This window comes from Kribbella shirazensis, assembly GCF_011761605.1.
In the GTDB taxonomy this organism is placed as follows: domain Bacteria; phylum Actinomycetota; class Actinomycetes; order Propionibacteriales; family Kribbellaceae; genus Kribbella; species Kribbella shirazensis.
Genome location: NZ_JAASRO010000001.1, coordinates 7,506,731 through 7,521,690 on the forward strand (window position 1 = coordinate 7,506,731; position 14,960 = coordinate 7,521,690).

The 14,960-nt window shown below is 66.9% G+C and carries 9 protein-coding genes and 1 pseudogene; 5 read left to right on the top strand and 5 right to left on the bottom strand.

Features of this window, described 5'->3' with window-relative positions:
• Nucleotides 1-213: 213 nt before the first annotated feature.
• The 3 genes and pseudogenes from BJY22_RS35785 to BJY22_RS43405 form a co-directional block, all read left to right on the top strand.
• Nucleotides 214-1,845 carry a TIGR04141 family sporadically distributed protein gene (locus tag BJY22_RS35785; RefSeq protein ID WP_167215974.1) on the top strand — a complete coding sequence of 544 codons (1,632 nt, stop codon included), beginning with the start codon at nt 214-216 and terminating at the stop codon, nt 1,843-1,845.
• Between the two features lie 134 nt (nt 1,846-1,979).
• Nucleotides 1,980-2,222, top strand: a complete 243-nt coding sequence (locus BJY22_RS43400) for a class III lanthionine synthetase LanKC N-terminal domain-containing protein (RefSeq protein WP_475418541.1) — start codon at nt 1,980-1,982, stop codon at nt 2,220-2,222.
• A gap of 13 nt (nt 2,223-2,235) precedes the next feature.
• A pseudogene (locus BJY22_RS43405) lies at nt 2,236-2,697 on the top strand (class III lanthionine synthetase LanKC N-terminal domain-containing protein); the annotation flags it as partial.
• 388 nt (nt 2,698-3,085) lie between these two features.
• Here BJY22_RS43405 and BJY22_RS35790 read toward each other — a convergent pair.
• From BJY22_RS35790 to BJY22_RS35805, 4 genes are read right to left on the bottom strand one after another with little or no spacing between them, the layout of a single operon-like run.
• A complete protein-coding gene (locus BJY22_RS35790) occupies nt 3,086-4,141 on the bottom strand; it encodes a Wadjet anti-phage system protein JetD domain-containing protein (RefSeq protein WP_167215976.1) in 1,056 nt (351 codons plus the stop codon).
• Nucleotides 4,138-8,541: a coiled-coil domain-containing protein gene (locus BJY22_RS35795; protein ID WP_167215978.1), complete on the bottom strand. Its 4,404-nt coding sequence runs from the start codon at nt 8,539-8,541 to the stop codon at nt 4,138-4,140. Before BJY22_RS35795 ends, BJY22_RS35790 begins: the two co-directional genes overlap by 4 nt.
• Nucleotides 8,538-9,266 carry a hypothetical protein gene (locus BJY22_RS35800; protein WP_167215980.1) on the bottom strand — a complete coding sequence of 243 codons (729 nt, stop codon included), beginning with the start codon at nt 9,264-9,266 and terminating at the stop codon, nt 8,538-8,540. Before BJY22_RS35800 ends, BJY22_RS35795 begins: the two co-directional genes overlap by 4 nt.
• Complete coding sequence (locus tag BJY22_RS35805; protein ID WP_167215982.1) at nt 9,257-10,813, bottom strand: hypothetical protein; 1,557 nt, start codon at nt 10,811-10,813, stop codon at nt 9,257-9,259. The genes BJY22_RS35800 and BJY22_RS35805 overlap by 10 nt, the downstream gene beginning before the upstream one ends.
• Nucleotides 10,814-11,366: 553 nt before the next feature.
• Here BJY22_RS35805 and istA point away from each other — a divergent pair.
• The gene (gene istA / locus BJY22_RS35810) at nt 11,367-12,581 is read left to right on the top strand and encodes an IS21 family transposase (RefSeq protein WP_167215984.1); all 1,215 of its coding nucleotides are present in this window, start codon (nt 11,367-11,369) and stop codon (nt 12,579-12,581) included.
• Complete coding sequence (gene istB, locus BJY22_RS35815; protein ID WP_167203432.1) at nt 12,581-13,399, top strand: IS21-like element helper ATPase IstB; 819 nt, start codon at nt 12,581-12,583, stop codon at nt 13,397-13,399. Before istA ends, istB begins: the two co-directional genes overlap by 1 nt.
• 484 nt (nt 13,400-13,883) lie before the next feature.
• Here the strand turns inward: istB and BJY22_RS35820 are convergent, their stop codons facing one another.
• Complete coding sequence (locus BJY22_RS35820) at nt 13,884-14,861, bottom strand: hypothetical protein (protein WP_167215986.1); 978 nt, start codon at nt 14,859-14,861, stop codon at nt 13,884-13,886.
• Nucleotides 14,862-14,960: the final 99 nt, after the last annotated feature.

Here is a 14,960-nt window from a genome sequence, read left to right on the forward strand (position 1 = left end):
GCACCGCGTCCTGCCCGACCTCTGGCCACGCTGCTCACCGGTCCCGACCTCTCACTCAACAGCGACGGAATAGCAAGCGGACCTGTCCAGAGTCTGTGGCGACGCGCCGGATGCCGTGCAGGCTGCGCGTACTCGTGTTGTCCTGATGTGTGCGGAGAGTGACGGGAGGGGATGCTGGTGGTCACTCGGACTCCACGAGCGCGACAGGTTACATTGCATCGGCTGTGGCGCACGCCTGACGACCCGGCTGCGCTCGTCGATGTCCTCGACCAGGAACAACTGGACGCGCTCGAGGACTTCGATGTGGATGCCGTCACCGTAGCCGGGTCTCCCGGCCTCTGGGTCGAGGGATCGTTTCGAACCTCGGACGGTGAGTCGGCCGAGTGGTGCGTGGCCGCCAGCCGCACCACAGGCCGCCTCGTGCATTTCGTCGACTCGCGGTCGGCCGGGCTCCTGCTGCTGATCGTCGACAAACGGACCTATGCCATCGGCTACGGCCAGGGCCACCGCCTCCTCTCCGGCGACGAGAAGGACCGCCGGTTCGGACTCGAGTTCGCGATTCGTGCGCTCGATCCGAAGCAAGTCAGCAAACTGATGCGCCGGCGTCCGGGCGCCCGCGGCCGGACCGAGGTGACGCGGATGCCTAGCGGGTCGTCGATCTGGGCGTTCGACGTGTCCGATGCGTACGCCGACCTCGTGGGAGGCGCCGGCGGAAAGTCGGAGAGTCTTCAACTGAGCCACACGCGCCCGGACCGTCCCGTGCCGGTCGACGGCGGCATAGGCCTGCGCATCCGGCTCGCCACCGACCCGGACAAGTTGGTCGCAGATATCCGCACCATCGCTGAGGTCCTCGACCGGGAGCGCATCGCGGACCTGGAGTTCGCCGACCGCATGCGTCCACTGCAGGAGACCGACACCGTCGCCCGTCTGGACGACGACCTCGAGACGATGCTGAGCAGTAACGTCGACGAGGTCGGGCACCGGCTGAGCAGCGTCGTACCCATGGAACTTGCCGACACGATCGACGATGTCAGAGCTTTCAAGGTCAGGCTAAACGGTGCGAGCCGTAGAGAAACCGAGATCACCGCGGACAACCTCCTCAACCGGGCCCACATTCTCCGGACCGGAACCAGACTGCAATCCTTCCGGGAAGGGCGCATCTCGGCCTACGCCGATGAGAATTGCAACCATCTGCTTGGCGGCACGAAGGCCATCGAGTGGCTTGAGGCGGTCACAACCATCGACGACCGGCACTTCGCACTGGTGGACGGCCACTGGTACGAGATCGACACCGACTACCAGGAGCGGCTTCGGCGGGCGGTCGGCGAACTGCTCGCGGTCAGGTCCGACCTGGTTCTGCCCGACTGGCAGGCCGGTCAGTCCGAACGTACCTACAACGAGAACGCCGCACTCGATCCCGACCTCCGCCTGGTCTGTCTGGACCGTAAGGGCGTCCAGGACGAGTTCCACACTCGGTGGGGCTTCGAGGCCTGCGATCTGCTCGGGCCGGGCAACGAGTTGATCCACGTCAAGAGGGCCTCAGGATCCTCGCCGCTGAGCCACCTCTTCATGCAGGCTTGCGTAGCGATCCAGGGTCTCGAGGGTTCCCCGCAGGCACGCACCCGATTCCGCGAACTCGTCCAGCAGCACGGGCGCGGCCGCGAACTCCCACCCGACTTCAAGCCGACCAAGATCGTCTTCGGGATCCTGCTCAAGGCCGGTGAGGAAATCACCCCGCGCACCCTCTTCCCGTTCTCGCAGGTCGCACTCGTCCAGGCCGCTCGACTCCTGCAGTCAGCACGCATCGAGGTCGAGGTCCGCTCCATCCACCTGGCCAAGGCCTGACCGATAGCGATGAAGCCAGAGGCTGCTGCCTACCATCTGCACAGCATTGTCGATCCACGGTGGCACGAAAGCCTCGACGTTACCCCAACGACAGGTCGCTCGAATTCATCGGTCCGTGAGCACGTCGACGACACATGGACGGTCGACCGGCGCGGGATTTGTACTACGTCACGCCACAGGGCAGCATGCTGCTCGATCAAGGGTGGAAGCTGCATGTGTCCGCGACACAGGCGCACGCCGCCGAAGTGCTGCGCCGAACGGCGACAATGGCCCGCGCGCACCGTACGCGGTGCAAGTTTGCACTCGACGGAGTGCTGGTAGGCCTGCAGACCCCGAAGATCTGGCCTCGCGAGGCAGTGGAAGTCGTCACGATCTAACCCCGAGTCGGATGACGCACTGCGGCTCCTCGTCTTCGAGCTCGCGTCCGCACTCTGTGATCTGCCGGCGCCGAACGTGCTGTCGGACCGCCGGTACAAGGACTGTGCGGCACTCCGTTACCGGTACGGGGCGTTCAAAGCTCGGCGCGTCCTTGGGGTCCAGGGCACCTACACGCACCTGCTGACTTCCCCGAGGGGATTGCGGTACCCGATCGCCGGCTCACGTTCCGGAGCCCGCTGGCGTGGGCTGACGACCCCTTGGAGCCGACCGCCAAGTCACGGTCCGGCGGATCCGCCTGATCGGCGCGGGCCGCTACAGGGTTGCCTCGGCACTGAGCTTCACGACGTTCGGCGGCGTCCCCTGGCAGTCAATCAGGACGACGCACGGGACACTGGTGCTGAAGGAAGCGCGTCCCGCGGTCGGGCTCGAACCCACCGGAGCCGACGCGCAGGGCAGGCGTCGAACCGAGTTTGAACTGCTCCGGCACCTCGCCGGCACCGGTTACCTGCCGAGAGCCATCGAGCTGTTCACCCCGAGCGGGAGCATCTGTTCCTCGCCGAGGAATTCATCCCCGGACACGACCTGGGTCGGTTCACCATCGCTTATAGCCCACTGATGCGGGTTGCGGCGTCAGCGGAGGAGATCGACGGCTACGTCGAGGTCCTCCGCCGTCTCTGGATCCGGCTCGCCGATGCGGTCGATCGTGTCCACGCCTGCGGAGTCATCCTGGGTGATCTGTCCGTCAAGAACGTCATCGCGAAGAACCGTCTGGGTGGCCTGCGCGCCAGCCGACCGGATCGCAGGGTCCCTCTGTTCGTTCTATCGTCGGCCCGCCAGCATTCGTTCTTACTGTTTCATCCGCTCAGATGTGGTGCAGTGCTTCCGGGTGGCGGGACAGGACGTCGTATCCCACGGCTTCCTGTGGAAGCCGCTGGCCGTTGACCAGTGCGGCGCAGGCAGCGTCGGCGAGTTCGCCCAGCCACGCACACACTGCCGTCGCTTCGTCCGCCGGAACGGGCTTAGCCGGCAGGCGGTACGGCGCGGCGAATAGCAGCTCGTAGAGCGGGATCGCGGGTACGACGGCGGGGAGTCCAGCTTGCAGGGCATTCAGGGTTGCAACTGTGGGGATCTGCATGCCCTTCAAGTCGATGTCGCCGAAGTACAGGATCCGCTCTGGCTGCGGGACCAGCAGCGGCATCGACAGCACTGCGGACGGGAACTGATTCCCGGTGCCATAGCCGACGTGCCTCCCCGGACCGCCACGGTCGGCGTGCGAACGAGTGACTTCCAGCAGGGACGCGTAGGTGTGATGGTTCTCCGCGATCAACAACGCCGTACCGCGCGGATCGACGGCGCCCGGAACCCATTGAGAGGCGAACGGGATCGGCACCTGGTGACACCGCAGCAGCTCGAACGTGAGCGCGCCCGCGGTGAACAGTCTCGTGGTGACGAGACTATCCAGTCGCTTCTCGTCGCCGAAAAGCTCCAACGACCGCTCCCGGACCGGAACACTCGGCCGCGCCCCACCACCGCCGCGCAGAAACGCGGCAACGACCTCGAGTACCGCGAGTTCATCTTCCCGACTCGCGATCCGCCCAGCGGCCTCGAGTACTGCCGGCCACACACGAACAGGCTTGGGACGGGGACCGCTCCGGCTCCGCGGCGGACGTCGGACCCACAACGGCAGCGGAGGCTGCTCCCGCTGGTCGTAGCCGCGTGACGACGCCGGCAGAATCACCACACCAGCAACGACCAACTCGTCGAGCGCAGTCCTGATCTCAGAGCGCGCGTCGGGAGCGGTGGCCAAGCTGCGGTCGAATGCCACTGCAGCGTCGTACAGCACGCCAAGGTCGACCTTCTGCGTCGGCGATGCCTCCACCAGTTCGGCCAGCCGCCTGCCGAGTGAACTCAGATTCATGACTCTGTGCGGCTCAGGCGGGCGCCCGCGATGCCGTCTGCGGCTGGTCCGTAGCGATCTTCGAGTACGACGTATCGCCGGGTGCGCAGGGCTCCCGGGGCGTTGCGCAACCGCAGTACGTTCGGGAACTGCCCGACGGCTCCGAGGTCCTCCACGCCGGTCGTGTAGACGAGCTGTACGCCGTGCGCAGCCGCAACATCCCGCTGCAGGCGGAGCAGGGCGACGTGGCTCGCCGTACCGAGCGGATTGTCCAGGACCAGCGTTCCCCCTGCGGCCGCCTTGCCTTGGCCGCGGTTGACTGCGCGGAGCCGAGCGAGCGTGCAGTAGAGCGCGACGCAGACCGTCAGCTTCTCGCCGCCGGAGAACTTGCCGAGCTGGGTGACCTCCACCGGTTCCACGGCCAGGTCACTGTTCGGCTTGAGCACTTTGACCGTGAAGCCCCGCGGTGCAACGGCTTCGTGCACGCATCGCTTGAGTAGTGCGAGCCCTTCGGGCTTCGACTTCTCCTCCACGATGCGCTCGACCACGGTATCGATCCGTGTGTGCAGGTCCTCCTCGGTGGTCGGGCGGGTGAACCTGATCCGCAGGAAGTGTTCGTTGCCCCAGCCGCCCAGCGTGCCGGGCAGCTTCGAGTGCCGGTGCGCGGACTCCAGTGTAGCCAGCACGTCGCGCACCATCGCCGCCACCTCGACGACTACGAGGCGCTGATCGCGACCGATGTCGGAGAGCTGACCCTCGATCGTCGTCTGACGCAGCCGCAGCGAGGCGGCCTGTGCGGCGGCGCCTCGGGCCAGGACCTCGGAATCGTCGGCGGTGAACCGGTCCCGGATAGCATCGGGCACCGACGCGAACCGGCTTTCAGCAGCGATTCGCCGCACAACACCAACAGCGTTGTCCGCGGCCAGTCTCGTTTCGGTTGCACTGGACACCGCATCGTTCAAACGCTGAAGCGCAGCCTGCAGCACTGCCTCCGCCTCAGCTTGCCCGCTGTGCGGCGACACGTCCTCGGGCACGTCGGCTGGTGCGGCGGCGTCCTGCAGCCGATTGGCCTGCTGCTGGAACACCTGCGCCCTGGTATGGGCGTCACTCGCCTCGGCGGCGGCCTCGCCGGCCTCTCGCCGCAGATTCGTGGCCTTGTTGCTCATCTCGGTAGCTCGTGCAGCCTCTTCCTCGGCAAGCCGACGGGCATCAGCCTCGGTGTCCGGCTCGGATTCGAGCTGAGCGTGGCGCGGCCTGTCCTTGGGGGTCCGTTCTCTGACCTCCGCTTGAGCCAGCTCGAGCTCGGACCTCGCGGTGCTGAGTTCCTCCAGCGCCTTGTCGGCCACCTCCCGTGAGCGACCGCGTGCCGCGGCACGCCTGGCGGCATCCTGCCCATCACCAGTCGCCAGCAGCTGTCCGGCCTGTTCCTGGACGTCGGCAGCGTAGGTACCAAGCTCGCCGCTCGCCTTGCTGACACGGTCATTGAGACCTTTCAGCCGCTCGGCAAGGACCGACTTCGATGCTTCGGTCTGCCAGCGCAGATCGAAATCCGCGAACCGAGTCTGCAGGACCGACAAAGGCTCATCGGAGCCCAGGCCGGCAGACTCGCGTTCGGCATCGAGCAACGAGATGGCTCCAGCATCCCTGACATGCCGCTCCCGATTGGACTTGTGCTCGGCGGCGCGGATACGGGCCGCCTGCGCAGCGAGCCGCAACTCTCGAGCGCGACGTTCAGCGTCATCCGCCGCAGCGCTGTGATGCCTGGCATCCGTGTCGAGCTGCTCGATCTGCTGTTGGAGCGCTGAAAGTTCGGACACCCTTCGCGCTAGCGCATCGAGTCGCTCTATCCGTCCGGCCAGCAGGGTCACGTCCGCCGACAACTGCTTCTCGGTCTCCGCATCAGCCTCGTCCTGGCGGTCGAGCTCCGCGATCTCCCTCTCAAGCGAGGCATCACGTTCCGAGTACGTGTCGATCGCCTCGTTGTAGGCGGCAACGATCCGTTCGAGCTCTTCGAGGTAACCTGCAGGACAGTCCCGCAGGAGAGCATCCAGTGCTGCCAGCAGCTCGCGGTCCGCTCCAGCCTGCTGCTGGAGTGCGTCGATGTGCTGGTCCTGCTCGTGCCGTCGAACCTCTCGCTCGGTCCGCGCATTCTCGGCGGCGAACGAGTCATAGAGCGCTGGATCGCTCGGAACGGCGATCCACTCTGGCGCGACCCGCTGCAGTGCTTCCTGTAGTTGTGTGGCGGTGCATACCGGGACGTGAGCTACGGCGTTCCAGTCGGCCGACGAGATGATCCGCTGTGCAACGGCCGCATCGCCGTCCGCGACCACTATGCCAGCTGCGAGCTCTGCGACGTGGGCGTTTTGCAGTACCGCACCCCGCTCGCCCTCGGCGACCAGATCTCGCAGTAGGTGCCATCCGGGGCGCGCAGCGATCTCGCCGGCGATCAGGGTTTCCGCAGCACGCTGCGCGTCGCGTGTGGTCGGCAGGAAGGCTTGGGTCCGCAACCCTTCCAACGCGCGATCATCATCGGCCGCGTCGACGCGCGTGTCGACAATCTCGAGTTCGGCCGCGGCGGCCGCATGCGTCAACGCTGCCCGCAGCTCGGCGGCCTCGCCCCACAGATTCAGCCGCCCGCCGTCCTCGAGCTCGACCAGCTCCGCGAGCCGCGCATCGGTCGCCAGCATCTCGACTCGCGCAGCCAGCTTCCGGCGTTCGTCGACCACCTGGTCTCGCTCGGCGGTCTTCGTAGCCTGCTCTCCTGCGATCCGCTTCCGCTCGTCCTGCAGCGCGCGGCGTCTGTCCGGTACGACGGACCGCCGTTCCCGAATCGTCTCGCGTTGCTCTTCGACGGTCCGTTTCGTTGCCCGCGACTCGGCGAGCACCTCCGACGGCTTCGCCGATGGGTCAGGCAGATCGCCACGGTCGACGGCCTTCTCGACCGCTCGCTCGATCTCGATTACCTTCCCGCGCAGGTTCTCCGCCCGAGTGGTGGCCTCGATCGTCTTGTCACGATTACCCTGTGCAACGGTCGCATGGTGATCAGCGCTCGACTCCGCGTCGCCGGCGGCAGCGGCTGCCACGGCCTCCGTTTCGCTCTCCTCGTCCGCGAGCGACTGGTACCGCAACCTCAACGCCACCGCAGCGTCGTCGCGCGCCGCACGTAGCGGAGCTGTCCTCTGCTCCTCCTCGGACAGCTGCGCTTGCACGGAGTTCGCCAGCTCCTGCGCTTCCACCCGCTCGGCCAACCAGTGGACCGCCTCCCAAGCGAGACTGGCGTTCTTAGCCTCGCCCGCTCGGCGTTCAGCATCCTCGAACCCGGAACGGGCCGCAGCGAGACGATGCGTCGCGGCGACTCTGAGCAATTCGTTGGCCGTGTCGTTTCGCCGGTTCCGCTCGCTGTCCAGTTTGGTCGCGCTCTCGCGCAGCCGATCCGACTCCTCGCCGTACCATTTCGCGTCGTTCTCCTGAGCGCGGGATGCAGCACGGAATGCGCCGGCGAGCACGGCGGCAGCCTTCCGCGCGTCGGCAGCCTCCTCCTCGGCCTTCACAGCCCGTCCATGCTTCTCGGCCAGTATGTCGAGCTTGTCCGCCAGCCCGGCGCAGAAGTCGTGCTCGGTGGTCAACTGCGGCTTACGGGCGAGGATGTCGGTGATCTTCTTCAGGTTGGCCGCGACGAGATCCGGCTGCGCGCTGTCGACGGTCAGGTCGATCAGGAAGTCGATGAACTTGTCCGTCGTCGGGAAGTCGAACAGCTCGGCCACGCCGCCTTCCGAGTGGTTCATCTGCTTCTGGTACCGGAACAACGCCGGGTCGAGATTGCGGGCGACGAGCGCATCCATCCAGGTACTGCGTTGCTCGGTGATCGTGAACGAGAACTCCTGTGGACGCGACGCGGCGATCTCCTGCAGACGCCGGACGAAATCGGATCTGGTCCGGCGGCGGCCCGACTCGTCGTCGATCGGCAAGCTGTCCAGATCGAGCACGCCAGGGACAGCGAAGAAGGCGTAGTACGAATTCTTCAGCTTGTCGCGGTCACGATCCGGGTCGGCCGGCTTGCGACGCTCCACCCACTCGTAGACAGCACCAGTGATGAGCCGCTGCCGGCCAGGCTGCGGGTCGGAAGCTACCCACTCGGCAACCGTGTGGCTCGTGTCACCGGTGGCAACATAGTCCTCAAGCTGGCGCTTCACCGCTTTGCCCAGGAAGTCCTTCCGCAACGGCAGCAGCAAGGCGAAGAACAAGGAGAGGAGGCTGGATTTCCCGCCGCCGTTCCGCAACCAGACGATCGAGTCAGTCGGCTCGCCGGCACTGCCGGTGTCTTCAAGATCCGAAGAGGTAAGGTCTGCGGTCAAGTCCGTGAACCGAGCGGCGCGGTCACCGACGCTCGCCAGCCGCAATCGCGAGAGATGGTACGTCACGCGGCCCCCTCACCGCGCCGCATCGACGCGAGCATGGCGTACGTCGCATTCCCGGCAAGCTCGCGGGCCTGGATCCGGAACCGCTCCAGCAACTGGTACGCCTCCGGGCCGCGCGCCGGCGCCGGCCGGGCGAGCCCTTGATCGACCATCCAGGTGAGCACACTTGCAACCCAGTAAGGTGACGACGCCGGCGACCGTCGAGCCTTTCCCTTGCCCTTGTCGGCCTTGTAGCCAGGTGACAGCCGGTCGTACGTCCGCCAGGCCTCCTCGAACGATTCCTCCTCTCGCGTCACCAACTCCGGCGACTGCTTGAGGCGCTCACAGACCTCACGAAGGAAGCGCTCGATCTCTTCCACCGACACCCAATGCACCCGGTCGTCGTCGAAGTCGGCCGGTGCCGGAAACGCGAAAGCAGCCACCGCGACGCTGACCAAACCGATCAGCAGCCGGTCAGTCACACGGGTCACGTTCGGCAGATCCGAGATCCGGAACGCGAAGACGGACTCCCGACGGACGCCGAGCACCAGGCCGAGGTCCGACTCCGACAACACCTGCGCGTCCAGCCCGTCGAGCACGCTGTCGACCGCGTTCCGGAACTCGCTGTCCGTCCGATACCGGCCGAGCAGCGCACGGTACTCGGAGTCCGCACCCGGACGTAGCTTGGGACGCAGACCGTAGCCGATGAGTACGCCGACATCGGCGAGGTCACGCTGGTTCAGTGCCACGACACCTCCTGATCGCCCGGAGCACCGACCCATGCCCCGAGCGCGTCCTCGTCCTCAGCGACGATCAGGTCGTCCCCCGACCAACCGGACAAAGTGATCCGAGCCCCGTCGGCATCGACCACAGCGGTCGGACCGAGAACTTGGGCGGCCGTGTCCACGGCCGTCGAGAAGTCCTCGACTGATTCGGGTGCGAAATTCCACAGCACAGACAGCGCGATGAGGCGCTCCACCGCCGTCCTATCGACCTCTGCGGGCAGGTCCGTCCCGCGGGCCGCTGACAACAACTCGGACAACCGCGCCGGCAACTCAACCGAGTCGACTACCTCTGCGGCGGCCGCGAGCACCTCACCCGGAATCGCCGGCGGATCCGGATCACCCAGTTCGTCGTCCGGATCAGGTGGATCCTCGATGACGCTCCCGCGTCGCGGCGCCAGCAGATCGTCCACCAGATCGGCGAACCGCACGATCCGCGGTACCTGGGTGCCCGCTATGGCGGTCGCGAACGTCTCGGCCGGCTCCACAGCTTGATCCACTGGGAGGGTGAGCATCGGGAAGAAGACGTCGTCGGTGATGTTCGGATTCCGCAGACTGGCAACCGGCCGGAACGACTGCCGCGTCTGCTCGTCCAGGAACGTCGTCCGCGCGCTGACCAACCGACCGTGAAGCTCCGTGTGCCTGTGGCGGCATTCCTCGAGGAGACCCGCGATCCGTGCTGCTGCACTCGTGACCGTCGGCTCCGCGTCCGGCGCATCCAGCGCGCCGCGGACATGCTCGAGCAACTTGGCTTCCGCCGACAGCCGCTCCTCAAGATGCGCGCGATTCCGTTCCAGCTGCTGCGGCACATGCTCGGCCCACTGATCGAGCACCGTACGGATGTCCCGGGTGGTGTCAGCGAGCAACGTCCGCAGCTCGTCGGCGTAGCGCACGGACAACAGGCGGGATCGTTCCGCCGCCTTCTCCGCCTGGCCGAACGCGCCGCGCTCGAGCTGCCGGGCCAGCATGAGCTCGATCGCCGCCTGCTCGTCCTCGACATCGAACTCCAGGCCGCCGACCAACGCGTTGATCGCATCAGCGGATGCCCGCAGCACGTTCACTCCCCGGGCGTGATCCTCGTGCTCCGTCAGCAGCCGGAACTCCGCCGGCACCTCCCGATGCCGGATCGCACCGTCGTCGTCACGACTGAAGATCGAGATCTGGTACCGGTACGGCGCCTCACGCTCCCGCCGGTTGAGGAGCGCGTCGACGACGTACCTCGCGACCTGACCATGCTCGTCGACCGGACGCTCCGGGCGCGAGGTACCGGCCAACGCCTCCAGGCCCGCCACAACCTCGTCGTACGAAACCTCGTCGTCAAACCCCTGCCTGGCGATCACCGAGTCGATCGCCGCCAACGCCAGCGTCACCACGTCGTATCGCTGCTCACCCCACGCCTGCCGCCCAGCGTTGTCCGCGGCATCAGCCACCGGCCGAATCCGCAGCAACGCCCGTACCCGCCCGCCGAACGACCCGTCGAACACGGCCCGCCCCACAGCCGGAAGATCGCTCACCCCAGCCTCACTCCCCTCACCGACTCGGCACCTCCCCCGCACCTTCGGCAACGCCACCATAACAGAACGTCACCTTCGCGCTCCTGGCCAACTCGATCCCGCCCGTAACGCGCGCAATCGAGTTCATCCCCAGGGCCCGTTGATCCTGGCTATCGGTCGCCAACCACAGCGCGTTACAAGGCTCGGCCAACAGGTCCGACGGTCTCGAAACGACCACGACGCCTTCTGGTGGCCACGGGCAGCATCGACATCTCCAGCCCACCTGCGTTCGCCACGGCAGATCGACCGATCCTTGCGCATCCTCGGGCGCCGACGGAGCTCGGCTCGTCGGTGCCCTGAGAGTGATCCGCTGACCGAGGCGGACTGCCAGTCACTGCGCGCACGGTTGAGCCGAAATCGACCTCGACACCACTGACGATCCGCAACCAAGACAGCTCGGTCGCTGATGCGCTGGATCCAGGCGGGGTCAGGTCCATGGGAGGCGGCGCGTGTCGGCGGCGCTCGAAAACTGAACACTTTCGGCGGTGAAAAGTGAGCACTCGACGATTGGAGAGTGATCACTTTGGAGGACTGGGCGCTGATCAGGAGGTTGGCTGCTGAGGGGGTGCCGAAGGCGCGGATCGCTGAGCGTTTGGGGATCTCGCGGACGACGGTGATCAAGGCGGTGAACTCGGATTGCCCGCCGCGGTATGTGCGCAGGCCTGGGCCGACGTCGTTCACGGCGTTCGAGCCGGCGGTGCGGGCGCTGCTGGCCGAGGTTCCGGACATGCCGGCGACGGTGCTGGCCGAGCGGGTGGGCTGGACTGGGTCGATCCGGTGGTTCCGCGAGAACGTGAAACGGCTGCGGCCCGAGCATCGTCCGGTCGACCCATCGGACCGGTTGGTCTGGTTGCCGGGCGATGCCGCGCAGTGTGATCTGTGGTTCCCGCCGCGCAAGATCCCGCTCGAGGACGGCACCGCGAAGCTGTTGCCGGTGCTGGTGATCACCTCCGCGCACTCGCGGTTCAGCACCGGCCGGATGATCCCGACCCGTAAGACCGAAGACTTGCTGTTGGGCACGTGGGAGCTGATCCAGCAACTCGGACGGGTCCCGCGCCGGCTGCTCTGGGACAACGAGCCTGGCATCGGCCGCGGCCAGCGCAGGGCCGAGGGCGTCGCGTCGTTCATGGGCACGTTGGCCACCAAGTTGGTGCTGCTGCCGCCGAGGGACCCGGAGTCCAAGGGGGTGGTCGAGCGCCGCAACGGCTGGTTCGAGACCTCGTTCATGCCCGGCCGCAGGTTCACCTCGCCGGCGGACTTCAACGACCAGTTCACCGACTGGCTGACACAGGCGAACGCGCGGGTGGTGCGCACCATCAAGGCCGCGCCGGCCGACCTGGTCGACGCCGATCGGGCGGCGATGCTGGCGTTGCCGCCGATCCCGCTGCACCTGGGCTGGCGCAACAAGATCCGGTTGGGCCGTGACTACTACGTCCGGCTCGACACCAACGACTACTCCGTCGACCCGGCCGTGATCGGCCGGATGGTCGATGTCGCCGCAGATCTCGACCGTGTCCGGGTCCGCTGCGAGGGCCGCGTCGTGGCCGAACACCCCCGCGTCTGGGCCAGAGGAACCACCGTCACCGACCCCGGGCATGTCGAGACCTCCGCCTGGTTGCGCAAGCAGTTCCAACAACCCCGCGCCGTTGCCAGCGCAGACGACCTGGCCCGGGACCTGAGCGATTACGACCGCGCATTCGGGCTCACCACCGAGGAAGGAATCAGCTGATGACCGCTACCAAGCCGACCGTGAAGGCCGCTGCGAGCACGGAGGCGGTCAAGCAGATCACCTACCTCGCCGCCGCACTGAAAGCGCCACGAATCACCGAGGCCGCCACCCGGCTGGCCGACCAAGCCCGTGACGCCGGCTGGACTCATGAGGACTACCTCGCCGCGGTCCTCGAACGCGAAGTCAGCGCCCGCAATTCATCCGGCGCCCGACTACGAATCCGTGCCGCTGGGTTCGGTGCGGTCAAGACACTGGAGGACTTCGACTTCGACGCCCAGCCCACGATCCGGCAGCAAGTCGCCGCGCTCGCATCCGGTGGGTTCTTGACCGAGGCCCGCAACGTCGTGCTCCTCGGGCCGCCCGGCACCGGAAAGACCCACCTGGCCACCGCCTTGGGTGTCGCGGCCGCCCGGCACGGACACCGGGTGCTGTTCGCGACCGCGACCGACTGGGTCACCCGCCTCACCGACGCCCACCGCGCCGGCAAGCTCCCCCAAGAGCTCACCCGGCTGCGGCGCTACGGGCTGATCATCGTTGACGAGGTCGGCTACCTGCCCTTCGAACAAGACGCCGCGAACCTGTTCTTCCAGCTCGTCTCGTCCCGCTACGAACACGCCTCGCTGATCCTGACCTCAAACCTGCCGTTCTCCGGCTGGGGAGGCGTCTTCGGAGACCAAGCCGTCGCCGCCGCGATGATCGACCGGATCGTCCACCACGCCGACGTTCTCACGTTGAAGGGGGCCAGCTATCGCCTCCGCGGACGCGGCATCGACAGCCTGCCCAGCATCCGCACCACCACCGGGGAAACCGAGTCCTAGACTGCCCACAACCGCTCACTTTTCAACCGCCGGAACCGACCAGCTTTGGAGCGCCGCCGACAGCGCGTGTCGACCAGTTGCTGCGCCACGTCTCGCAGCTTTCGTGTTCGTGTTCTGCGAGTGGCGCCGCTCGAGCGGGTCGTCGAAGACGTTCCGTGAACATCAACGGGTTGAGACCCACAACCCAATGAGCAGATCGCCCTGATCCAGGCCGGAACGATCGCAGCGATCGTCGGTACGCGACGACCGCCCACGACCGGAACCAGGCAGGTAGCCGCTCGCCCCACGGCCGAACCAGCCCGGGCGTCAACAACGCCAAGCTACGGTGAGCAAGCTCGGGCCCACCAGGTAGATACGATCGCCGACGCTATTGGCGTCCGCCTCGAGCCACGCCGGGTGATAGCCGAGATCGAATCCGGCAGCCACGCGAGCCGCCATACACACGAAGGCAACGCGGTCAGGGCCGCTGGCCGCCTTGCATCTGTCAGCGTCGGCCCTTGCGTCTGGCGGCTTTGGCGTCCTTGCGCTTCGCCGAAGCTGTCTGCTTCGCCCGGCGATCGGCAACTTGAGCGCGCTTGCGCCGGGTCCGCTCATCCGCCAGCCACTTCACCAGGACCGTGGGGAGCTGCTTCCGGCTCCGGAACCACCGCACCGCGACGCGGGTCGCTGGTTCTTCGATCTCCTCGAATCCCTCCATCTTCGCCGGCTCCAGGAGAAAGGCGTTCGCCAACTGGTTCCAGAAGCTGTCCGGCTTGCCGAACCGCTGCAGTCCGACCACGCGCGCGACTCGCGGGCAGAAGGCCGCACCGACGTACCAGGCGCCGCCGGCCATGATGGCTCCGGAGTCTTCGCCCTCCTTGGTGGGACGACTCAGCACCTCCGCGATCCGCAGTTCGTGCTCATCGAGCTGGAGCTTGGCCTCCGCGACGCGAACATGCCGATACGCGTCCCGCGCCTGCTCCGCGTTGCCGAGGACATGAGCGGCCGCTGCTCGCTCCAGGCGGAACGCAAGCACCCACGTATCCGGCTGAATCGGGCTGCTGATGGCCGTCACCTGGGTGGTCTGCTCGAATCCGACCAACACCAGTTCCTCCGCGCGCCGTTGGCCGCGCCGAAACTCGTCGCCCAGCCGCGAGAACGGTGACGAGACGAAGGGGCAGACCTGCGCCGCATACAGCGCGCAGACCTCGTGGACCGGTGCCTCTACTGATTCGTACGGCGTGGTCCGCCAGCGCTCCCAACCGGGCTCGGCGGTCACCATCCACCGGAGCTCGTCCCGGAACGGGCCAGCGCACACCCCGCACAGGTCGTAGGTGGCGAGCACCAGCTTCCGCTCCTCCGAGATGCCGCCGAAGTTCGGACCGTCGGCGTCCTGCGGAATCGTCGCGATGATCGGATAGCCACGCGCGTCGCGCGAGAGTACGGAACACCGTGCCGGCGCCTCAACCTGATCAGGACGCATCCGTCCCCTCCCTTACGGCCCCGAAATCGGAGAAGCAGGGTATCGAGAAAGGCCTCCTCGTGAACGGGATTCCAGAGGACTTCGTCGAGATCCGCATTG

What these genes read in the sequence shown, in the direction of transcription:
- BJY22_RS43400 (WP_475418541.1), top strand. Translation starts at nt 1,980, where the DNA reads ATGGACGGTCGACCGGCGCGGGATTTGTACTACGTCACGCCACAGGGC.
- BJY22_RS35790 (WP_167215976.1), bottom strand. Translation starts at nt 4,141, where the DNA reads ATGAATCTGAGTTCACTCGGCAGGCGGCTGGCCGAACTGGTGGAGGCA.
- istB (WP_167203432.1), top strand. Translation starts at nt 12,581, where the DNA reads ATGACCGCTACCAAGCCGACCGTGAAGGCCGCTGCGAGCACGGAGGCG.
- BJY22_RS35820 (WP_167215986.1), bottom strand. Translation starts at nt 14,861, where the DNA reads ATGCGTCCTGATCAGGTTGAGGCGCCGGCACGGTGTTCCGTACTCTCG.